Below are 22006 nucleotides of genomic sequence, written 5' to 3' on the forward strand. Positions count from 1 at the left end.
AGATTCTATGGGTCATCAGGTCCACCGGCACAAGCCCCAGGAGGCTCCATGTCACTGCCGGACGAGTTCCACGACGTCGCCAAGCGCGTGAACAACTGGGGCCGCTGGGGCGCGGACGACGAGATCGGGACGCTCAACCTGATCACCGACGAGGTCGTCCGGGAGGCGGCGGCCACCGTCCGCACCGGGCGAAGGGTGCCGCTCGCGCTGCCGCTCAAGCAGGACGGCGTGCAGAGCGGGCTGATCCAGGGACGGATCAACCCGCTGCACACCATGGTCCAGATCAACCAGGAGCTGTTCGGCCCCGGCACCGTCGCGACCAGCGACGACACCGCGGTCCTGAGCCTCCAGACCGCCACCCACTGGGACGCCCTCACCCACGTCTCGCACTCCGGGAAGATCTACAACGGCCGCCCGGCCGACAGCATCACCCCGCACGAGGGAGCCAGGTTCAGCGGCATCGAGAAGGCCCCGCACATCGTCTCGCGCGGGGTGCTGCTCGATGTGGCCCGCGCCCACGGGGTGGACAGGCTGCCCGGCGACCACGCCGTCACCCCGGAGGACCTGGACGCGGCGGAGGAACTGGCCGGGGTGCGGGTGCGGTCCGGGGACATCGTGCTCGTACGGACCGGACAGGTGCAGGTCTATCTGGCCGGGGACAGACACGCGTACGGCTATCCGTCACCGGGGCTCTCGATCCGGACGCCCGAGTGGTTCCGGGCCCGGGATGTGGCCGCGGTCGCCAATGACACGCTGACCTTCGAGATCTTCCCGCCGGAGATCGACGATCTGTGGCTGGGCGTGCACGCGCTGGATCTGGTCGAGATGGGCATGCTCCAGGGCCAGAACTGGAATCTGGAGCAGTTGTCCACAGCCTGTGCGGAGTCGAAGCGCTACGGCTTCCTGCTCTCCGCGATGCCGGAGCCCTTCGTCGGCGCCACCGGCACTCCGGTGGCCCCGGTCGCGGTCTTCTGAGCAGCGGCCGACGCGGCGCCGGGCCGGGCGCGGGGCGACGCCCCGCGCCGGCGGGACCGGACGGCGGCGAACCTATGCGCGATGGGTGACCGCGTGCGACGGCTCGTACGCTCCACCCGGCTCGCGCATGACGGCGTCGCGCCCGACTGCCTCGCGTCCGACGGCGTCGCAGCCGCCGGACCCGCACACCTCGGCACCGTGCCCACCCGCCCCATGCGCGCAGGGCTGCATCTGCACCTGGATCACCGGAATGCTCCGGTCCACCTCGCACCAGATGCGCTTGCCGGCGCCCTCCGGCTGCCAGCCCCAGCGGTCGGCCAGGCCGTCGACCAGCTCCAGGCCCCGGCCGCCGGTGTCCTCGCCCTCCGCGTGCCGCTGCTGCGGCGGGCGGCAGCTGGTGTCGGCCACCTCGACGCGTACGGTCCCGGCGTTACCCGGCGCCCCCGTCGAGCCGAACAGCATGCGCAGCACGGCCGGACAGCCCGTGTGCACGACCGCGTTGGTGACGAGTTCGGAGATCAGCAGGATGAGCGTCTCCGCCAGCGGCTCGTCGTCTCTTATCCCGGACCCGAGCAGCCTCGAACGCGCCCATCTGCGGGCCCGCCCGACCTCCGCGGGGTCGGCCCCGACCTCCAACTGAACCTGAAGCACCTGCACCGCTCACACCATCCGAACCGGCGGACACATCGCCTCGCGCCTCCTCAGGGTCACGGAACGTGATTCCCTTACGAGACAGCATGGTTGACGTACAGTCACCGCAACAAGCGCTTCGGGCATATTCCAGCGCGAAGGAGTACGCGTGGTGCATACTGTGCGACGCACGCTGCGGAGAGTCGAACAGAGGCGCCCGGCGGCCACGAAAACCCCGGGAAACGTTTCCCCGGCAGGCCCGGCCCCTCTGAGTGGATCACGAGCAGGGCACCTCTCGCGGACCGGAGCAGCCGCACAGGCCACATCCGGATCGCCAGGTTCCAGAACCACTCGCATCCCACGGAGCGTACCCGAGCCCGGCGCCGACTCCACCCCGTGACGAATCACGCAAAGGACACAAGCCGGTATCGGTGGCTACCGACTGCACTGCGTCACTGCGCAGCGTGAACCTCAGGGGTTCTTCGCGTCCGGCGCACGCAGCGGGCGTCCGGCCGCCCCGGATCAGCCCAGACCGGCGGCCAGCGCCTCCTCCGCGTCCGCCGCCGTCAGCCACTGCCCGGCCCGCAGCCAGGCCCGCTTCAGGTGCAGGTGGACATCCGCCTCCCAGGTGAAGCCCATGCCGCCGTGCACCTGGAGGCAGTCGCGGGCGTTGCCGACGGCCGCCTCGTCGGCCAGCAGCTTCGCCCCGGCGATCTCCACCGGGTCCGCCGTCACGGCGGCCGCGTAGACGGCGGCACGGGCCGTCTCGGTGCGCACCAGCATTCCGGCGCACAGATGCTTGACCGCCTGGAAGGAGCCGATGGGTGCTCCGAACTGCTCACGCGCACGGGCGTGTTGAACCGCCGCCTCCAGGCTGCGGGCGGCGCTGCCGAGCTGCTCGGCTGCGGCCAGCAGGGCGCCCTCGCGACGCAGCCGCGCCCCGTCGGGCAGCGGCTCGCCCTCGTACCCGTCCGGTCCCGGCACCCGCCACAGGGGGGTGCCGGGGTCGAGCGACCGTACGGGCTCGGCCTCGCCCACGAGCCGCCGCAGCGCCCCGCCGCTCAGCAGCCGGGCCGCGTCCCCGTCGAGGACCAGCAGCGCGTCGGCCGCCGCCAGGTGCCCCACCGGCCGCCCGGCCTCCGCCAGGGCCACCACCGCCTCACCCTCCGCCGCCCCCTGCACCGCCCCCGCGGCCAGCTGGGTGGCGATCAGCGGTCCGGGCAGCAGACACCGCCCCACTTCATCGAACACCAGTACGGATTCGGGCAGCCCGAGCCCGACGCCGCCCGCCGTCTCCGGCAGCCGCAGCGCGAAGAGCCCGGCCGCGCCCAGCTCCCGCCACAACGCACCACCGACTCCCCCGCCACCGTCCAGCGCGGCCCGCATCCGGTCCCTGCCGAACCGGCCGGCGAGCAGTTCCCGCATCCCCGCCCGCAGGGCCCGCTGGTCGTCCGAGAGCTGGAAGTCCACTGTCCGCTCACCGCCCCTTCGGCAGGCCGAGAATCCGCTCGGCGACGATGTTGTGCTGGATCTGCGAGGTACCGGCCGCGATCGTGTACGAGAGCGAGGAGAGCCGGTCCAGCACCCACTCCCGGTCCAGGTCGAGGGCGTCGCCCGCGCCCAGCACCTCGGCCGCCGCCTCGTACAGCTCCTGGCGGGCGTGCGAGTACCGCAGCTTGAAGACCGAGCCGCCCACACCGGGGACTCCCCCACTGGCCTGCGCCTCGCTGACGTTCCACTGGGTGAGCCGCCACAGCGCCCGGAACTCGGCGTTCAGCCTGCCCAGCCGCCGCCGCAGCACCGCGTCGTCCCACCGCCCGCTCCGGCGCGCCTCCGCCGCCAGCGCGTCCAGCGTCCGGCGGCAGGCGACGACCTCCCCCACGAACGCCGTGCCGCGCTCGAAGGAGAGCGTGACCATGGTGACCCGCCAGCCGTCGTTCTCCGCCCCGACGCGGTGCGAGACGGGCACCCGCACCTCGTCGAGGAACATCTCCGCGAACTCCGTGGAGCCGGCGAGCGTGCGCAGCGGCCGGACGGTGACGCCGGGGGCGTCCATCCGCATGGCGAGCCAGCTGATGCCCCGGTGCTTCGGCGCCTCCGCGTCCGTCCTCACCAACAGCTCGCACCAGTCGGCGACCTCCGCGTGCGAGGTCCAGATCTTGCTGCCGCTCACCACGTAGTCGTCGCCGTCGCGCACCGCGCGGGTCCGCAGCGAGGCCAGGTCGGAGCCCGCCTCCGGCTCGCTGAACCCCTGGCACCAGATCTCGTCGCCGCGCAGCACCGGCGGCAGCCAGCGGGCCCGCTGCTCCTCGGTGCCCTCTGCGGCGATGGTGGGCCCGGCGTGCAGCAGCCCGACGAAGTTGGCCCCGACGTAGGGCGCCCCGGCCCGCTCCGTCTCCTCCAGGAAGATCAGGTGCTGCGTCGGTGTGGCGCCCCGGCCGCCCGCGTCGGCGGGCCAGTGCAGGCCCGCGTACCCGGCGTCGTACAGCAGCCGCTGCCAGCCGGCGTCGTACGCCCTGCGCCCCGGCCAGTCACCGGGATCCGGCTTCCCCGGCAGCTTCGGGAGCACCGAGCCCAGCCACTCCCGCAGCCGGGCCCGGAAGGCTTCCTCTTCCTGCGTGTACGAGAGGTCCATGACGCACGCGCCTACTTGTCGAGGTCGAGACCGAGCATCCGGATCGCGTTCCCGCGCATCAGTTTGTAGACGGTCTCGTCGTCCAGTCCCTTGACGTGGTCGAGCGCGACCTCCTTGGTGTGCGGGAAGGTCGAGTCGACGTGCGGATAGTCCGTCTCGAACGTCGCGTTGTCCCGTCCCACCACGTCGAGCGAGGCGACACCGTGCTTGTCGCGGAAGAAGCAGCAGAACATCTGCCGGTAGTAGTACGTGGACGGCGGCTCGGGGATCAGACCGCGCACCCCGCCCCAGGCCCGGTGTTCCTCCCAGACGTCGTCGGCACGCTCCAGGGCGTACGGGATCCAGCCCATCTGCCCCTCGCTGTAGGCGAGCTTGAGCTGCGGGAACTTCACCAGCACCCCGCTGAACAGGAAGTCCATCATCGAGGCCATCGCGTTGTTGAACGAGAGCGAGGCCTGGACGGCGGGCGGCGCGTCGGGCGAGGCGGCGGGCATCTGCGAACTGGACCCGATGTGCATGTTCACGACCGTGCCGGTCTCCTGGCAGACCGCGAAGAACGGGTCCCAGTACCCCGTGTGGATCGACGGCAGCCCCAGATAGGTCGGGATCTCCGAGAAGGTCACCGCCCGCACCCCGCGCGCCGCGTTCCGCCTGATCTCCGCGACGGCGAGGCCGATGTCCCAGAGCGGGATGATGCACAGCGGGATCAGCCGGCCGCCGCTGTCCCCGCACCACTCCTCGACCATCCAGTCGTTGTAGGCGCGCACGCACGCCAGCGCGACCTCCTTGTCGTGCGCCTCCGCGAAGGTCTGCCCGCAGAACCTCGGGAAGGTGGGGAAGCAGAGGCTCGCCTCGACATGGTTGAGGTCCATGTCCTTCAGCCGCTCGACGGGGTCCCAGCACCCACGCCGCATCTCGGCCCGGGTGATCCCCTCCAGCGTCATGTCGTCCCGGTCGAACCCCACCGCCGCGATGTTGCGCTTGTACGGGAACTTGAGGTCCTCGTAGATCCACCAGTCGGTGGGCGGGCCGTCCGGGTCCATCGTGATGACGTACTTGCCGCCGGTGTACTCCAGCTCACCGATGCCCGCCGTCAGCGGCTGCGGACCGCGCTCGCGGTACTTCGCCGGGAGCCAGGTCGAGAACAGGTGCGGCGGCTCGATCACATGGTCGTCGACGCTGACGATCCGAGGCAGTTCCGTCATGGTGTCCCCTTCGGCGCACACATTTCTGATGACCCGTCAGATTGACGTCGCCCTCAGGCTAGCCCCGCACCCCTGGACCGACAAGGCGCAGCGCTCTACGCTCTCCGCACAATCTGACTACCCGTCAGCTGTGAGGGGTTCGCCGTGAACGAGACCGCACACGCCCTGGGAACATCGGGCACCTTCTGGGAGCTCATCGAACGCCGGGCCGCCCTGACACCGGAGGGGCCATTCCTCATCCAGGACGACCGCACACTCACCTTCGGCGAGCTGCGCACCCGCGCGGAGCGGGTGGCGGCGGGCCTGTACGACATGGGGGTACGCCCCGGAACCGTCGTCGCCTGGCAGCTGCCGACCCGGCTGGAAACAGCGCTGCTGTCCTTCGCGCTGGCCCGGATAGGGGCGGTGCAGACCCCGCTCATCCCCTTCTACCGCGACCGCGAGACCGGCTACGCGCTGCGCGAGTCGAAGGCCGAGTTCTTCTTCGTGCCCGGCACCTGGCGCGGCTTCGACCACGCGGCGATGGCCGCCCGCCTCTCGGCCGGCCTCCCGCACCCGCCCCGGATCTTCGAGGCGTACGAGACCCTCCCGGACGGCGACCCTGCCGTCCTGCCCCCACCCCCCGCCGACGGCACATCCGTACGCTGGATCTACTGGACCTCGGGCACCACCTCGGACCCGAAGGGCGTCCTGCACACCGACCGCAGCCTGATCGCGGCCGGCTCCTGCCTGGCCCACGCGCTGCACCTCTCGGCGGACGACGTCGGCTCGATGGCCTTCCCGTTCGCCCACGTCGCGGGCCCGGACTACTCGGTGATGCTCCTCCTGTACGGCTTCCCCGCCGTCCTGTTCGAGCACTTCGCGATGGAGGACGCGCTGGCGGGCTACCGGCTCCACGGGGTGACGGTCGCGGGCGGCTCCACCGCGTTCTACTCCATGTTCCTGACGGAACAGCGCAAGGCCCCGGCCACCCCCCTCATCCCCACCCTCCGTCTCCTCGCGGGCGGCGGCGCCCCTAAACCCCCGGAGATCTACCACGCGGTGGTCCGCGAGATGGGCATCCAGCTCACCCACGGCTACGGCATGACCGAGGTCCCCATGATCACGATGGGCGCCCCCGACGACACGGTGGAACACCTGGCCGGAACGGAGGGCCGCCCGCCCGAGGGCATGGAGATCCGGATCACCGACGAGGACGGCAAGCGGGTGCCCTGCGGGGTGGACGGCGAGGTACGGCTACGGGGCGAGGCGGTCTGCCAGGGCTACCTGGCCGCCGCGAGCCCCTTCGACGCGGACGGCTTCCTGATCACGGGCGACGTCGGCCACCTCCGGCCGAGCGGCCACCTCGTCCTCACCGGGCGGCTCAAGGACATCATCATCCGCAAGGGCGAGAACATCTCGGCCAAGGAGATAGAGGACCTCCTCGCCCGCCACCCCGGCGTGGGCGACGCCGCAGTGATCGGCCTGCCGGACGAATCGCGCGGCGAACGCGTCTGCGCGGTGCTCGAACAGCCGCCTGGCGCCGCGCCCCTCACCCTCTCCGAGGTCACGGCCTACCTGCGCGGCGAGGGCCTGTCCGTCCACAAGCTCCCGGAACAACTGGAGGTCCTGGACGCCCTCCCCCGCAACGAAACGCTCCGCAAGGTCCTGAAGTACCGGCTGCGGGAGCGGTTCGGGGGGTGACGAGTGCGGGGTCCTCCGGCGCGGGGTTCCGTCCTCAATCGCCGGACGGGCTTTTGTGCGGGTACCCCGCGGGGTGCGCCTGCCCCGGTGGGTGGGGGGCGGTGCCCCTCCGGGGCGTCTCCTCAAAAATGGCGTGTTCACCCGGGTACGTAAGGGACCCGGGTCGTACGCCATTTTCTGCGGGGACTCCCCTGCACGTCCCCACCCCTGCATCACTCGCGCCTGCAGACGCGAGACGGCCGGGTTCGGGGGCGTGCAGGGGAGTCCCCGCAGAACGACGAACACAGACCCGGGTACGCAATGCGGACCCCCCGCACGTTCGTCGTTTGAGGAGACGCCCCGGAGGGACCCCGAACCCCCACCCACGCACGGTGCGAACCTCTCGGGGGACCCGCACTCAAGCCCGTCCGGCGATTGAGGACGGAACCGGTCCGCCGGGGCAGCCCGCACCCCACGGAACCCCGTACAAATCCCGCGCGCCCCCCGGCCGAGGGCTACGCGTCGGGGGCGATCACCGTGAAGTACGCGGAGAACGCCGCCACCGCGTCCGCCTCCGCGACCCGCCCGTCGTGGTCGGCGTCCAGGCTCTGCGCGCCGAACGCCGCCGCCTCCGGGCTCGCGCCGAGCACCCGTAGCGCCCGCTCCACGGCCGGCACGGCGGCTCCGCCGTCCTCGTCCTGGGCGGCCACGGCGAGCGCCGCGCGGAGGAAGGGGCGGGCGATCTCCGCGAACCGCTCGGGGTTGTCGCGGAGCCGTTTCACCGCGCCGCCGACGAACTCCGCACGGCTGACACGCTGGTCACCGTCCACGTCCGCGATGCCCGCCATGCCCTGCCAGAAGGCCTCGGCCCCGCTGTAGAGCGCCTGGCCCTTGTCGCAGCGGGCCTTCGTACCGAACTCGGTGAGCAGACGGGCCGCGGCGGCATCGAAATCCGCGCGATCGATGTATCCGTTCCCGTCCTGGTCGAAGGCGGCGAAACGGAATGCGATCTTGCGCTCATACTCTGCGCTGTCCATGCGGGGAGCGTACGACGCCCACGGGGTTCACGTGTCATTTACCGGCGTCAGCGATGTGACAGGCCGGGCGGCGGCGGCGCCGGACGGACCGTTTCAGGCCGAGAGCGGCTGGGCCGCGTCGTCCACGGCGGAGTCCCAGTCGGGGTAGACCTCGAACAGCCGGCGTACTCCGAGCGCCGCGAGCACCCGGTTGACGTGGGAGCCGTCCTCCGCGCCCCGGGCGGGCAGGATCAGCCGCAGTCGGCCCCCGCAGGAGCGCATGAGGCGGCGGGAGGCGATCAGCACGCCGACGCCGCTGGAGTCGCAGAAGAGGACCCCGGAGAGGTCGAGCACGACGTCGTGGCGGCCGACGGCCACCGCGTCGTGGACGGACTGGCGGACGGCCGGCGAGGTGACCAGGTCCAGCTCACCGCTTATGTGCAGCACGGTCCAGCCGCTCTGTTCGCTCTCGGCCACGCTCAGTGGCTTGCGGGAACGTTCCGGGGCGAGCCAGGCGGCGTGGTTCGTGGCAGCCGGAAGGCCGTGTCCAGGAGGGGATGGCTTTGTCACGCGACTGGGCCTCTCGTTCCGGGGATTCCGGGGAATTCGCGATCCGGAAGTTTGCGTTCCTTCTCGCGGCTGCCCCGGGGCACACTCCATGAAACACCGCCTCCCCCATGAAGGCCCAGCAGGGTTTCAGGCAGAAATGATCACTTCGGGTCTGATTCCGTCGCTACGGGGGCCGCATTCCCTACCACCCAGGGCGTTCGCGCGGGCGGAGTTGCCGCAAAGGTCGTGCATGATCCAGGTGGCCGACTACATTCGGTGTGACGAGGGGTACAGAGTCACAGGCAACAGAGTCACGGGCACAGGGCTGGGGGTCTCATGGCCAATAACGCACCACCCCGCTGGGACCGCAAGATGCAGCAGCGGCTGGCCCGCGGAGAGGCCGCCGCCCTCGGGGAGCTCTACGACCGGTTCGCCGCGCTGGTGCACAGCCAGGCCCACCGGATGCTCGACGACGAGAGCGCCGCGGACCTGGTGACCAGGGAGGTCTTCGGGTACGTGTGGGAGAACCCCGACGCCTACGACCCCAAGCAGGGCTCGATGCGGTCCTGGGTCGCCCGGCTCACCCACCGCCAGTCCGTGCGCCGGCTCCGCAGCACCGCGGACGCGGCGGCCCGCGAGGACGCGGAGGACGGCGAGGCCCGCGCGGATCCGGCCGAGCTGGAGGAGCGGGTGCGCAGGGCCACCGCGGCGGCCCGTGCCGACTACATCGTCGCGTCCATGCCCGCCCCGCTGCGGGCGGCGCTGCAGCTCGCGTACATACAGCGCCGGGACTACCGGCAGACCGCGGCCGATCTCGGCGTCACGGAGGACGAGGCGCGGCGCCGGCTCCGACTCGGGCTCCAGCTGCTCTCCACCGCCCATACCCGGCCCCTTGAGGACACCTCGCCGCCCGGATACGGGCGGCGGCTGTGACCGACGACGGAGAAGGGCCGGGCGGTGACGGCCGCGAGCACGGCGGACGGGACGACGAGGTGCGCGGCGCCCGTCGGATACCGGGCCCGCGGGCCGCGGCGGACGACTTCGACATGGATCACGTGACGCCACCACCACCCGTACCCCAGCCGGAATCCGTACCGCCGCAGCCGGAACGGGATCAGTCCGGTACCCGGCCGGCCCTGGTGCTGCCGCACCGGGTGCTGAAGGCGCTCCTCGGGGCGTGGGCGCTGGCCGCCTGCTCCACCGAGGAGACCGAGGCCGTGGAGGAGCACCTCACGGAGTGCGCGCCCTGTGCGGACGAGGCGCTGCGGCTGCGCGACGCGGTCGGGCTGCTGCACACCGACGGCAGCCTGGATCTCGATCCGCTGCTGCGGACCCGGGTGCTGGACAACTGCCTGAGCCGCCGGCCGGCCCAGATCCCGGTGCCCGACTGGGCGGCGCCGTACGACGCGGAGACCGCCCGTCTCGACGCGCTGCTGCGTGACATCGGCACCTCCGAGTGGCACGCCCCGGTGCGGCTCAAGTGGTTCGAGGGCGAGCGCCTGGCCCACCGCAAGACGACGGTCGCCGGGGTGATCGGCCACCTCCTGACGGTCGACGGGCTGGTGAGCACCGCTCTCGGCCTCGACGACCCGCTCGCCGACAGTGTCCCGGGCGTTCCGCGCCGGGGCCCGGGACCGGTCCTCGCGCCGGCCGCCCGTACCGAGACGTACTGGTCGGCGGCGCGACGGCCGCCGACCCGTGCCGTCCGTGAGCCGTGGCGCGAGCAGAGCCACACCCTCATCCGCACGGTGTCGTTCGCCGGCCGCGGCGTATCGGATCTCTCGGTCTCCTACGGCGATTTCGCGCTGCCGTTGCAGGACGCCCTGGTGGACCGCGCGTTCGAGTGCTGGGTGCACGGCGGCGATATCGCGAGGGCGGTGGACTATCCGTACGAGACGCCCTCCGCGGCCCATCTCAACCGGATGATCGACCTGGCGGCCCGGATGCTGCCCGCCGCTCTGGCCGGGCGGCGGCGGGCCGGGCTCGCGGGTCCGGCCCGCGATCTGGTGACGGCCGGTTCCCCGGGCCGCTCGCTCCATCTGGAGGTCGAGGGCCTGGGCGGCGGCGACTGGTACATCCCGCTGGACTCACCTGCGGCGGTCGGCTCCCCGGACCACGCGGTGGCGCAGGTCGCGCTGGACGGCGCCGAGTTCTGCGAGCTGCTCGCGGGTCACGTGCCGCCCGTGGAGACGGCGGCCGGTCAGCGCGGTGACCGCGAGGCGATCGAGGACGTGCTCTACGCGGCGGCCTCACTCAGCAGGCTCTGAGCCCGGCCGGAGACACGGCCCGGCCCTACGGGAAGACCACCGTGCGGCGGCCGTTGAGCAGGATGCGCCGCTCCGCGTGCCACTTCACGGCGCGCGCCAGGGCCCGGCACTCCACATCGCGCCCGATGGCGACGAGCTGGTCCGGGGTGACGCCGTGGCTCACCCGCTCGACCTCCTGCTCGATGATCGGCCCCTCGTCGAGGTCGGCCGTCACGTAGTGCGCGGTGGCGCCGATCAGCTTCACGCCACGGGCGTGCGCCTGGTGGTACGGCTTGGCGCCCTTGAAGCTCGGCAGGAAGGAGTGGTGGATGTTGATGATCCGGCCGCTCAGCTGCTTGCAGAGGTCGTCGGAGAGGACCTGCATGTAGCGGGCCAGTACCACTAGCTCCACGTCCTCCTCGCGGACTAGCTCCAGCAGCCGCGCCTCGGCCTCCGCCTTGTTGTCCCTGGTCACCGGGATGTGCCGGAAGGGGATGTCGTACGAGGCGACGAGCTCGGCGAAGTCCGTGTGGTTGGAGACGACCGCCGCGATCTCGACCGGCAGTGCCCCGGTCCGGGAGCGGAACAGCAGGTCGTTCAGGCAGTGGCCGAACTTGCTGACCATGAGCACGATCCGCATCCGGTCTGAGGAGCGGTGGATCTGCCACTCCATCCGGAAGGAGTCACCGATCGCGGCGAAGCTCGCCCGCAGCTTCTCCGCGGTCACCGGGCTGTCCGCGGAGAAGTGGACCCGCATGAAGAACAGACCCGTGTCGTGGTCCCCGAACTGCTGGCTGTCCTCGATATTGCAGCCGGTCATGAAGAGATAGCTCGACACGGCGTGCACGATGCCCTTTTTGTCGGGGCACGAGAGCGTGAGGACGTACTGCTCGGGGGCGGTGTCAGCGGGCTGCGGCGCGGTCATCCCCGTAGGGTGCCACACCGCCCGGATCTCAGGCCGTTCTGGTCATGATGCGGAGCACGTCCAGCGAGCGCGGCGGTACGTCCGGGTCCTCGCCGTCGTTCGAGGCGAGCAGCACATGGGCCTCGCGGGCGGCCCGGACGGCCTCCGGCCAGCCGTGGTGCTCCAGGTAGGCGGAGACCGGGGCGTCGGCGCCGACCTGGTGCATGATGCGCAGCACCCGCAGCACGGCGACGTCCACGAGGGCGGCCTCGCCGGAGTCCCGGAAGACCGTGCCGACGTACTTCTCGGCGGACCAGTTGTCGAGCCAGGTGTCCTCGACCAGTCGGTACACGGCGTCGGTGACGTCGCCGTATCCCTCCCGGCCGGCCAGCCAGCACTCGTGGTGGAAGACGGGGTCGGAGAGCATGTGCAGCGCCGAGCGCACGTTGCTGCGCCAGCGCCACCACGGAATGTCGTTGAGCGGCATGCCGCCCATGGTGGAGGAGCGACGGCCGCGACGGGAAGTGTTCTCGGAACCTTGCTGCACAGCTGTCGATCGTACGTTCCCTTTCCGGCCCTCCGTGCGGCCCCCTGCAATTCACCCGGATGTCACCGAGCGTTGAACGGACCACACTGTGGCGTTACCCGGGACCGGGAAGGGTCAGGCCCCATGACCGGACGGCAGCGCCCCATCCTTTCCCGCCCCATCAGGCCGCTCATCGGCACAGTGGCGGCAGGGGCCCTGCTGATGACCGGCTGCGGTGTGCTCCCTGGGGCCTCGGGGGACTCCAGGGAGCCCGTCACCGTCGTCACCTGGGCGCCGAGCGGCGCCTCTGGCCCGGACAGCGCCGACATGGCGGGCATGACCGCCATGGCGCAGACGTACGCACGCTGGATCAACGGCAGCGGCGGGATCGACGGCCACAAGCTGCGCGTCGTCACCTGCGACGAGCAGGACACCTCGATCGGCGCGGGCCGCTGCGCCCGCCGGGCCGTCGAGGAGAAGGCGGTCGCGGTCGTCGGCTCGTACAGCCGGTACGGGCGGGCGTTCATGGCACCGCTGGAGGTGGCCGGGATTCCGTACATCGGCGGGTACGGCGCCTCGGAGGAGGAGTTCCGCAGCTATATGTCCTACCCGGTGACCGGCGGCCAGTTCGCGCTGCTGGCGGGCAACGCCAAGCAGCTGGCGCGCGGTTGCGAGCGGGTCTCGCTGGTGCGGCCGGACACGCTGGGCGGGGACGGGCAGTCGTGGCTCCTCAAGACCGGCCTCACCGAGGCCCGCAGGCCCGCGCCGACCGACATCCGGGCGTCGGAGACAGCAACGTCCTACGACAGCGCGGCCGGGCAGGCGCTCGCCGGGGCGGGCGCGGCCGGCGGGTGCGTGACGGCCGTACTGGGCGACCGCACGGAGACCTTCTTCGACTCCTTCCGGCGGCTGGCGCCGGCGACCGCGGCGGCTCGCATCTCCTCGGTGCTCGGCAGCGTGGGCCAGCCGCTCATCGACCGCACGGGCGGCCGCGACAGCCCGTTCGAGGGCGCGTACGTCACCGGCTGGTACCCGGACGCGGGTGACGCCCGCTGGAACCGGATGCGGCAGGTGATCCGCGAGCACGCCTTCGGCGACAACCGGATCGACCCGGACGACACGGGTGCGCAGACCACCTGGATCGCCTACACCGCGCTGAAGTCGATCGTCGAGTCGCTGGACGAGCCGGTGATCACCGCGGGGAAGGTCACCAAGGCCCTCAACAAGGGCATCCGGGTCGACACCGGCGGCCTCACCCCCGAACTGCGCTGGCGCTACGAGGACATGATCGGCTCGGACTCGTACCCGCGCATCGTCAACAGCAAGGTGACGTTCCAGGTGGTGCGTGACGGCAAACTGGTCGCCGACAAGAAGGGCTTCGTGGATGTGACGAAGACCCTGTCGGACGCGAGCGCGACCGGCTGAGACGGGCGGCCGGGCGGGCGGACGGGCCGGGGCAGGGGGCCCTGGGCCCTGGGGGCTCCTGTCCGGCTGCCCGTCCGTCTCAGCCGCCGGGCTCAGAGCGCGGTGGCCTCGCGCTCGGTCAGGCCGTACTTCTTCGCGATGGTGTTCCACAGCTTGGACGCCTCGCGCTTGGCCTTGCTCGCCTCGCCGCTCTGCGCGTTGGCCGCCTGCGTCTGCGGGGTCGTACGGGCCTTGCCGTGCTTGCAGACCTTCTTGCTCTTGGCCTGCGCGGCCCAGGCCGCGTAGTGGTCGTCGGCGGACGCGGAGGCCTGCCAGGCCTTGGTGAGCGAGGCGGTCAGCGCGCCGTTGTCCGGCAGCTTGTCGACCGAGAGGCCCTTGAGCCGGGTGACCAGTTCGCGGCGCTGCTTCGCGGCGCCCTTGAGATCCGCCACGGCCTTGTCGAGGTCGGTGCAGGTCTTGGTCTTCTCGACGGCGCCGATGACGGCGGCCCGGCTGTTGTTGCTGTCCGCGAGCAGCTTGTCGAGCTCCTCCGCCTGCGGCTTCGCCGGGTCGGGCGCGGCCTTGCTGGAGGGCTCGACGGCGGGTGAACTCGCCGAGGCCACCGGCTCCTTGCTGTCCTTGTCGTCGTCGCCACCGCTCAGCAGCGCCCCGGCGCCGAGACCGATCACGGCACAGCCGACGACGACCGCGGCGATCAGCGGGACGTGCGCGGGCCGCTTGCGCCGCTCCTCGCGCCCGTCCCCCGCCGACCCGTCCTCCGGCCCGCTGTACGGGGGCGGCTGCTGGTACGACTGCTGGGGCTGCGGGGGCCCCTGGTACTGCGGGGGCTGCTGCTGCGCGGGGTCGAACCGGGGCATCTGCTGCGTGGCGCCCGCGGGCTCGTCGCTGCGGAAGAGGTTGTCGAACTCGGCGGGCGGCGGGCGCTCACCGGGCGTGCCGGGCCTGATTCCGTACGGGGCTCCACCGGGCACCGGGGGTATGTACTGGGTCGCGTCCGCGTCCTGGCCGCCCTGCGGGGGCTGCTGGTACGCCTGCGGCCGGCCCTGGCCCAGGTACTGGGTCGACTCCGCGGGGTTCTCCGGCGGCAGTCCGCCCGGCGCGGGGCCCGGGGGCACCGGCGCGATGTACTGCGTGGCGTCCGAGTCCCCGCCCATGCCCATGCCGGGCACGGCCTCCGGGGGCAGCGGCTGGGCGTACGGGCCCTGCGGCTGGGCGGGCGGCAGCGGCTGCGGCGGCTGCTGGCCGTAGGACGGTCTCTGGTGTCCCTGCTCGTACTGGCCCTGGCCCTGGCCCTGGCCGTACGCCGGGGCCTGCTGCTGCCCCTGGTCGTACTGCCCCTGCTGCTGCCCGTACGCGGGCTGTCCGCCCTGCTGCCCGTACTGGCCCTGCGACCCGGCGTCCTGGTGCGGCGCCTGCGGCCCCCAGGGCTGGCCCCACGGCTGGCCCTCCGCCGGGGCGGGCTGGTTCGCCGGTGCCCCCGGCGTCCAGGGCTCGCCGCCACCCGCGGGCAGCACGACACCCTCGTGTGCGGGTCGTACAGCAGGGAGCTGCTGCTCGTCGCCCTGTCCGCTCTGTGTCACCGGGACTCCTACGTGTCAACCTATGGAATCGTCGGCTCACGCTACCGGGTGGCAGCCGTCGTTCGCCAAGCGCGTGAGCTCACTCACCACCCCTTCACACCGGCTGTAACACTCAGCGGCCTTAAGACGCTGTTAAGGGGCCGGTCCGCCGCGCGGGGTGCGCGGCGGGCCCTCCCCGTCACGCCGCCTGGAGCTCCAGGCGGGCCCCGAACTCCCGTACCGCGGGCTCGTCCCCGTACGGCACCAGTCGCTGTTGCAGGTCCTCCAGATACTCCGCGCCCCGGCTGGAGCGCACCGAGCCGAGCAGCTCCATCGCCCGCGTCCCGGTGTGGCAGGCCTGCTCCACCTCGCGCAGCTGCACCTGCGCCGTGGCCAGCAGCGCCAGGCCGATGCCGCGGCGGCGGGCGCGGGACTCCGGGTGGCCGTCCAGGGACTCCTTCGCCCGGCGCGCGGCCGACTCCGCCTGGCCGAGATCGCGGTGACAGTGCGCCAGTTCGTCGGCCAGGTAGGCGTGGTCGAAGTGGGCGATCCAGTCGGGATCGTCACCGCTGTCCGGGTCCGCACGGTCCAGGGCCGCCTGTGCCAGGTTCGCCACGGAGCGGCAGGTGCCGGCGTCCCCGAGGAGGGCGTGGCCGCGCGCCTCCGCGGCGTAGAACATCGCCTCCGCCCTCGGCGTGACCCGTCCGCGCGCACCCTCCTGCGCGGCCCTGGCCAGCTGGGCGATCTCGCGCGGATTGCCGAGCTGGGCCGCGAGATGGCTCATCGACGCGGCCAGCACATAGCCGCCGTAGGCGCGGTCACCGGCCGCCTGGGCGAGGCGCAGCGCCTGGATGTAGTAGCGCTGGGCGAGGCCCGGCTGACCCGTGTCGATCGCCATGTACCCGGCGAGTTCGGTGAGTCGTGCGACCGCCGCGAACAGTTCCCGCCCGGTCGATTCGCGGTACGCGCCGGAAAGCAGCCCGGAGACCACGCTGTTGAGGTAGTGCACCAGGACCGGCCGGACATGGCCGCTGCCGAACCGGTGGTCGAGGTCGACCAGCGCGGCCGTCATCGCCCGCACCGCCTCCACGTCCGGCATGCCGACCCGGGCCCCGGCCGCCCGTGCGACCTGCGGGTCCGCACCGCTGATCAGCCAGTCCCGGCTGGGCTCGACCAGTGCCGAAGAGGCCACCGCGGAGCCGGTGAGGAAGTCGCGGCGGCCGACGTCGCTGCGCCACAGCTCGCAGACCTGCTCGATCGCCCCGATCACCGTCGGGGCGAACTGCAGGCCCACACCGGAGGCGAGGTTCTTGCCGTTGGCCATCCCGATCTCGTCGATCGTGACGGTACGGCCCAGCTTGCGGCCGAGTGCTTCCGCGATGATCCCCGGCGCCCTGCCGCGCGGCTGCTGTCCGCGCAGCCAGCGGGCGACCGAGGTCTTGTCGTAGCGGAGGTCGAGGCCGCGTTCGGCCCCGACCATGTTGACGCGGCGGGCCAGGCCCGCGTTGGAGCATCCGGCTTCCTGAATGAGCGCCTGCAGCCGTTCGTTCGGCTGGCGTGCGACGAGAGGCCTGGCTGCCATGTGTGTCCCCCTGAGGCCGCAGTGATCGTTGCCGGATCACTGCCCGACATATGCCTGAGAAATGCGCCGATTCATCGTGTTGGTCACTTTCACGACGTCTTGCATCTTTCGTCACAGCAAGCGCTCTAAGATGCGAGTCGAACTGTGCCGGAATTCCCGTATCTGGTTACCCCTCCTTCGCCGTGACGCCTACCGCGCGCCCCCGCCCATGCATCGATGCGCCCCGTATGCGGGGGCGGAGCGGGCCCCGACCGCGCACGTCACGCCCGTAACTCCCGTTGGTGGCGGGAGTTGTGCTGGGCGTGGAAGAGCCCATCGGAGTCATGGAAGCCGCACAGGTCCCTCAGCAGCGTGCCGAGCCGCTGCTCGACGCCGCCGTGCGGTACGCGGAGGAGCGGAACTGGGACGTGTGCCCCGGCACCTGGCTGGAGCCGGCCGACGGGGTGGAGCGGTGCTCGTGCGGCGAGGACCGGTGCGCGGTTCCCGGCGCGCACCCCACCCGGGCCGACTGGGCGGGACTGGCCACCGGCAGCGGAGCGGCGGCGCGCCGGATGTGGGAGCGGCAGCCCCGGGCGTCCATCCTGCTGCCGACCGGCCGCACCTTCGACGCGATCGACGTACCGGAGTCGGCCGGATTCCTGGCGCTCGCCCGGATGGAGCGCCTCAGCCTGCCGCTGGGCCCGGTCACCCGCGCCCCCGACCGCCGGATGCGGTTCTTCGTGCTGCCGGGCGCCGCCGCCAAGGCCGAGGCACTGGTGCGGCGGCTGGGCTGGAGCGCCCCCGCGATCGGGCTGCGCGGCTGCGGCGAGGGCCAGTACGTGACGGCACCGCCGACCCGGGTCGGCGGGAGCGGCTCGGTGCAGTGGGTCCGCCGCCCCACCAACGCGAACCGCTGGCTGCCCGAGGTGGAGGAGCTGATCAGCCCGCTCGCCTACGCCTGCGGCCGGGAAGCGGCCGACGCCCGGACCCGCCTTTCCTCAGGCCTTTCCTCGGGCCTTTCCTAGGGCCTTTCGTAGCGCCTTTCGTAGGGTGGCCCCCACAGACGGGGACTTCGAAGGGCGTGCACGATGCCGGACCGGCGCGACACCGACAGGACAGACAGGACGGACAGGACAGAGCAGACGGCCGCAGCGGAATCGCCGCGGGTGACACCGCCCGCGGTGCGCGTGGAGGGGCTCTGGAAACGCTTCGGGGAGCAGACGGCGGTGGCCGGAATCGATCTGGAGCTGCCCGCGGGCAAGTTCATCGGGCTGGTCGGCCCCAACGGCGCGGGCAAGACCACCACCCTGTCCATGGTCACCGGGCTGCTCCGCCCCGACATGGGCCGGATCGAGGTCGGCGGCCGGGACGTCTGGCGCGATCCGGTCGAGGTGAAGTCCCGGATCGGCGTGCTGCCCGAGGGCCTGCGGCTCTTCGAGCGCCTCTCGGGGCGTGAACTGCTCGGCTACACCGGCCGGTTGCGCGGGCTGCCGGGGCCGGAGACGGACAGCCGGGCCACCCAGCTGCTGGACGTACTGGATCTGGCGGGCGCCCAGCACAAGCTGGTCGTCGACTACTCGACCGGCATGCGGAAGAAGATCGGGCTCGCGGCGGCGCTGCTGCACAACCCGGAAGTGCTCTTCCTGGACGAGCCGTTCGAGGGCGTCGACCCGGTCTCCGCGCAGACCATCCGCAAGGTGCTGGAGCGCTACACCCGCTCCGGGGCGACCGTCATCTTCTCCAGCCATGTGATGGAGCTCGTCGAGTCGCTGTGCGACTGGGTGGCCGTGATGGCGGCGGGCAGCATCAGGTCCCAGGGCACCCTGGAGCAGGTGCGCGGGGACGCGCCCACGCTCCAGGACGCGTTCCTGGAGCTCGTCGGCGCGGGTGGCCGCGACGACGGCGACGCCCTGGACTGGCTGGGCGGTGCCCGATGAGCGTGCTCGACGCCCCGGCGGGATCCGGGCCCCGGACGGGCACCCCGGCCGGTATGGGCGGCACGGCCCTGGTCCCCGTCTTCGTCCGGTTGAAGCTGTCGCTGCTGCGCAACGGGCTGCGGCAGTCCTCGGGGCGGCGGGCCGCCTACATCGCCTCCGTCGTCGTCACCCTGCTGATCGCCGCGGGCCAGCTGATCGGGCTGATCGCGCTGCGCGGCAACGCCCACGTGGAATCGCTCGTGGTGCTGCTGGCCGAGGTACTGGCGCTCGGCTGGGCCGTGATGCCGCTGTTCTTCTCGGACGGGGACGAGACCCTCGACCCGAGCCGTCTGGTGATGCTGCCGCTGCGGCCGAGGCCCCTGATCACCGCGCTGCTGACGTCCTCACTGGTCGGTATCGGCCCGCTGTTCACGCTCTGCCTGACCGCCGGTTCGGTGATCGCGCTGGCCCACGGTGCGGGCGCGACCGTGTTCGCGGTGCTGGCCGCCCCGCTCACCCTGCTGGTCTGCGTGGCGCTGGCACGGGCCGTCGCCACGGCCAACAGCCGGCTGCTGACCTCCCGCAAGGGCCGCGATCTGGCGGTGCTCAGCGGGCTGGTGATCGCCGTGGGCATCCAGGCCGTCAACTTCGGCGCGCAGCGGCTCGGCCAGGCCGGCGGGCTCTCCGCGCTGGACCCGGCGGCGGAGGTGGTGCGCTGGCTGCCGCCCGCTTCGGCCATCGGCTCCGTGCACTCCGCGTCCCAGGGCTCGTACGGCCGGGCCGCCGTTCAGCTGCTGCTCTCCGTGGCGGCGCTGGCCCCGCTGGTGTGGCTGTGGCAGCGCAGTCTGGTGAAGCTGATGACGGCGCCGGACGGCTCGACGCTCGCCGCGGCCGAGCCGAACCGCGCGAAGTCCGGTTCGCGCGGCGCCGGCATCTGGGCACTGTTCCCGGAGGGGCGCACCGGCACGGTGATGCAGCGCAGCCTGCGCTACGTGGCCCGGGACCCGAAGACCAAGGCGGCGTGGGTGACGGCGCTGGCGATCGGGCTGATCGTGCCGCTGCTCAACGCCTTGCAGGGCACCGGCTCCGTCTACTTCGCCTGCTTCGCCGCCGGGATGCTCGGCATCCAGATGTACAACCAGTTCGGGCAGGACACCTCCGCGTTCTGGATGGTGGCCATGACGATCTCCTCGACCCGGGACGCGTACCTGGAGGTGCGGGCGCGGGCACTGGCCCTGCTGCTGATCACCCTTCCGTACACGGTCCTGGTGACGGTGCTGACCTGCGCGCTGCTCGGGGACTGGCAGCAGCTGCCGGGGGTCATGGGGCTGTCGTTCGCGCTGCTGGGCGCGATGCTGGCGACGGGCGCGGTGGCCTCCGCGAATCTGCCGTACTCGATCCCGCAGGACGGCGCGTTCAAGAACGTGGCGCCGGGGCAGGCCGGGCTCGCCTGGATGTCGATCTTCGGCGGCATGGTCTCGGCGGCGCTGCTGTGCGCCCCGGTGATCGCCGCGACGATCTGGCTGCGGGTCGCGGGTGCGCAGGAGTGGCTGTGGGTGCTGCTGCCGGCGGGTGCGGTGTACGGGGCGCTGATCGCCTGGGCCGGGCTGCGGGTGGCGGCGCCCCGGACCGCGGACCGGCTGCCGGAGATCCTGGCGGCGGTCAGCAAGGGGTGACGGGGGCGGGGACAGCTCTTACGGAGCCACCGGCTCGCGGTCGTCCCGGTCGTCCCGGTCCTCCTCGGCCAGCTGGTCCAGGAAGGGTTCGACCGCGGCCCGCCAGCCCTCCGGCTGGTCGTAGTGGACGAGGTGTCCGGCGTCGGCCACCTCCGCGTACTGCCCGCGCGGCAGCACCCGGACCATCTCCTGGGCCTCCGCCCGGCCCAGCTCCCCGTCCAGCCCGCGGAGCACGAGGGTCGGGCAGCCGACCTGGGCCAGCTCCTCCCAGTGCGCCTCGAACACCCAGGTCGCGCGGGACTGGAGCATCTGGCGGCGGGAGAAGACGGGCCGCCAGCCGTCGGCGCGCTCGGCCATCACCTCGGCGAAGAACTCACCGCGCGAGGGGCTGGGCCGCTCCACCCATGGGTCGTCCTCACCGAACCACTTCCGCACGTCGGACAGCGTCGCGAACGGCACCGGCCAGGACCTGAACCAGTCCTCCCACTCCCGCTGCGAGGCCGCACCGAGCGCGGAGGCCCGCATGTCGCAGATGACCAGTGCCCGGACGAGATCGGGGCGCTTGGCGGCGAGCTGCCAGGCGGTGAGCGCTCCCATGGCGTGTCCGACGAGAGTCACGGGGCCGAGGTCGAGCTGTTCGATCGCCGCCTCGGCGTCGGCGACGTACGCGTCGCGCGTGTACGGGCCCTCTGCGGGCTTCTCGCTGCGGCCGTGGCCTCGCTGGTCGAGGCCGACCGCGCGGTGCCGCTCGGCGAGCCAGCGGGTGGTGGAGGCCCAGTGCGAGGCCCGGCCCATCAGCCCGTGGAGCAGTAAGACGCCGGGGGCGCGTTCGCTCTCCGCGCGCTCCTTGGGCGGATCCGCGAACTCCCAGGCCGCGAGGCGTACGCCGTCGGTTCCGGTCACATCGATGCGCCGCACCATAGTTCTGGCACCCCCTTCTGGTCCCTCGATCAGCGTGTGGTCGCGCACCAGCAGACTATCGAACTCTTATTCGAAAACTGGCTTCCGGCACGCAACACCGCTCGTTCGAGTGACCGCTTCCAAGGATTGACGTCGGCTGCGGAGGGGAGATCTTCTCCGGGAGGCGGGCCACTCGGGGATGAGGGCCCGCAGGGACCGACCTGAAGAGCTCGGGGCTCCAGGTCGGAAGCAGGGGAGGACAGGCCCCGGTGCCGTGAGGCACCGGGGCCATCCGCCGTTCACGGGGCCCCGGACCGGGGCCGGAAGCGGGCGTGGGCGCGCGGGCCGGGCACGCACAGAAGACGGGCGCATAGCCTGCTCCCCTGCCCGACCGCGCGGCCGGGCGGCCGACACTCTCAGGTAATCCCACCGGCACAGCCTGGCACGCGATCCCTCCGGGCGCTGCTGTTCCGTACGGAAAAGCGGAAAAGCGGACGCGGAGTGCCGGGGGGCCCGCCCGGGCCGGGCCCCCCCCCCACCCCCCCCCGGGCCCGCCCAACTACAGGGAGCGCGTGGGGGACAAAAAGTGGGGACCCCCCCACAAATACAACAACCCCCCCC

At 72.2% G+C, this 22006-nt stretch carries 19 protein-coding genes; 8 read left to right on the forward strand and 11 right to left on the reverse strand.

The annotated features are described in order from the left end of the window. The first annotated feature begins 48 nt into the window (after positions 1-48). Entirely contained in the window at positions 49-975 is a 927-nt protein-coding gene (locus tag ACZ601_RS25195) for a cyclase family protein (RefSeq protein WP_469541775.1), read from the forward strand. A gap of 72 nt (positions 976-1047) precedes the next feature. Here the strand turns inward: ACZ601_RS25195 and ACZ601_RS25200 are convergent, their stop codons facing one another. The 4 genes from ACZ601_RS25200 to ACZ601_RS25215 form a co-directional block, all read right to left on the reverse strand. Continuing rightward, positions 1048-1632 (reverse strand): ATP-binding protein, encoded by a 585-nt coding sequence (locus ACZ601_RS25200; RefSeq protein ID WP_469541778.1) that lies wholly within the window; start codon positions 1630-1632, stop codon positions 1048-1050. 495 nt (positions 1633-2127) lie between these two features. Beyond that, a complete protein-coding gene (locus ACZ601_RS25205) occupies positions 2128-3075 on the reverse strand; it encodes an acyl-CoA dehydrogenase family protein (RefSeq protein WP_469541780.1) in 948 nt (315 codons plus the stop codon). A 7-nt stretch (positions 3076-3082) separates the two neighbouring features. Further along, positions 3083-4240 carry an acyl-CoA dehydrogenase gene (locus tag ACZ601_RS25210; RefSeq protein ID WP_469541782.1) on the reverse strand — a complete coding sequence of 386 codons (1158 nt, stop codon included), beginning with the start codon at positions 4238-4240 and terminating at the stop codon, positions 3083-3085. Positions 4241-4251: 11 nt separating this feature from the next. Then, on the reverse strand, positions 4252-5445 hold the full coding sequence (locus ACZ601_RS25215; RefSeq protein WP_469541785.1) for an amidohydrolase family protein: 1194 nt from the start codon (positions 5443-5445) through the stop codon (positions 4252-4254). 144 nt (positions 5446-5589) lie between these two features. Between ACZ601_RS25215 and ACZ601_RS25220 the strand changes: the two genes are divergently transcribed. After that, positions 5590-7128, forward strand: coding sequence for a class I adenylate-forming enzyme family protein (locus ACZ601_RS25220; RefSeq protein WP_469541788.1), 1539 nt, complete (start codon positions 5590-5592; stop codon positions 7126-7128). Positions 7129-7622: 494 nt separating this feature from the next. Here ACZ601_RS25220 and ACZ601_RS25225 read toward each other — a convergent pair whose 3' ends face one another. Both ACZ601_RS25225 and ACZ601_RS25230 read right to left on the reverse strand, forming a co-directional pair. Then, entirely contained in the window at positions 7623-8144 is a 522-nt protein-coding gene (locus ACZ601_RS25225; protein WP_440576919.1) for an EF-hand domain-containing protein, read from the reverse strand. Between the two features lie 93 nt (positions 8145-8237). Next, positions 8238-8606 (reverse strand): STAS domain-containing protein, encoded by a 369-nt coding sequence (locus tag ACZ601_RS25230; protein ID WP_440576921.1) that lies wholly within the window; start codon positions 8604-8606, stop codon positions 8238-8240. A 402-nt stretch (positions 8607-9008) separates the two neighbouring features. Between ACZ601_RS25230 and ACZ601_RS25235 the strand changes: the two genes are divergently transcribed. Next, positions 9009-9605, forward strand: coding sequence for an RNA polymerase sigma factor (locus ACZ601_RS25235; protein WP_440576918.1), 597 nt, complete (start codon positions 9009-9011; stop codon positions 9603-9605). Further along, positions 9602-10939: a zf-HC2 domain-containing protein gene (locus ACZ601_RS25240; protein ID WP_469541792.1), complete on the forward strand. Its 1338-nt coding sequence runs from the start codon at positions 9602-9604 to the stop codon at positions 10937-10939. The genes ACZ601_RS25235 and ACZ601_RS25240 overlap by 4 nt, the downstream gene beginning before the upstream one ends. 25 nt (positions 10940-10964) lie before the next feature. Here the strand turns inward: ACZ601_RS25240 and purU are convergent, their stop codons facing one another. Further along, a complete protein-coding gene (purU, locus tag ACZ601_RS25245; protein ID WP_469541795.1) occupies positions 10965-11843 on the reverse strand; it encodes a formyltetrahydrofolate deformylase in 879 nt (292 codons plus the stop codon). Between the two features lie 28 nt (positions 11844-11871). Next, complete coding sequence (locus ACZ601_RS25250; RefSeq protein ID WP_024494606.1) at positions 11872-12318, reverse strand: SCO4402 family protein; 447 nt, start codon at positions 12316-12318, stop codon at positions 11872-11874. Positions 12319-12492: 174 nt separating this feature from the next. On the opposite strand from ACZ601_RS25250, the gene ACZ601_RS25255 reads away from it, so the two are divergent. Next, the gene (locus ACZ601_RS25255; RefSeq protein ID WP_469541796.1) at positions 12493-13773 is read left to right on the forward strand and encodes an ABC transporter substrate-binding protein; all 1281 of its coding nucleotides are present in this window, start codon (positions 12493-12495) and stop codon (positions 13771-13773) included. 92 nt (positions 13774-13865) lie between these two features. On the opposite strand, the gene ACZ601_RS25260 is transcribed toward ACZ601_RS25255, so the two are convergent. Together ACZ601_RS25260 and ACZ601_RS25265 are read right to left on the reverse strand one after the other, a co-directional pair. Next, positions 13866-15353: a hypothetical protein gene (locus ACZ601_RS25260; protein ID WP_469541799.1), complete on the reverse strand. Its 1488-nt coding sequence runs from the start codon at positions 15351-15353 to the stop codon at positions 13866-13868. Between the two features lie 178 nt (positions 15354-15531). Then, entirely contained in the window at positions 15532-16914 is a 1383-nt protein-coding gene (locus tag ACZ601_RS25265) for a transcriptional regulator (RefSeq protein WP_469541800.1), read from the reverse strand. A 323-nt stretch (positions 16915-17237) separates the two neighbouring features. On the opposite strand from ACZ601_RS25265, the gene ACZ601_RS25270 reads away from it, so the two are divergent. The 3 genes from ACZ601_RS25270 (at position 17238) to ACZ601_RS25280 (ending at position 20485) form a co-directional block, all read left to right on the forward strand. Then, positions 17238-17918 (forward strand): bifunctional DNA primase/polymerase, encoded by a 681-nt coding sequence (locus tag ACZ601_RS25270; RefSeq protein ID WP_469542215.1) that lies wholly within the window; start codon positions 17238-17240, stop codon positions 17916-17918. Positions 17919-17981: 63 nt separating this feature from the next. Continuing rightward, positions 17982-18830, forward strand: coding sequence for an ABC transporter ATP-binding protein (locus ACZ601_RS25275; protein ID WP_469541803.1), 849 nt, complete (start codon positions 17982-17984; stop codon positions 18828-18830). Next, positions 18827-20485: a transporter gene (locus tag ACZ601_RS25280; RefSeq protein ID WP_469541806.1), complete on the forward strand. Its 1659-nt coding sequence runs from the start codon at positions 18827-18829 to the stop codon at positions 20483-20485. The genes ACZ601_RS25275 and ACZ601_RS25280 overlap by 4 nt, the downstream gene beginning before the upstream one ends. An 18-nt stretch (positions 20486-20503) precedes the next feature. Here ACZ601_RS25280 and ACZ601_RS25285 read toward each other — a convergent pair whose 3' ends face one another. Further along, the gene (locus tag ACZ601_RS25285; RefSeq protein ID WP_469542217.1) at positions 20504-21406 is read right to left on the reverse strand and encodes an alpha/beta fold hydrolase; all 903 of its coding nucleotides are present in this window, start codon (positions 21404-21406) and stop codon (positions 20504-20506) included. Between the last annotated feature and the right edge of the window lie 600 nt (positions 21407-22006).

This window comes from Streptomyces sp. NPDC104307 (assembly GCF_055584045.1).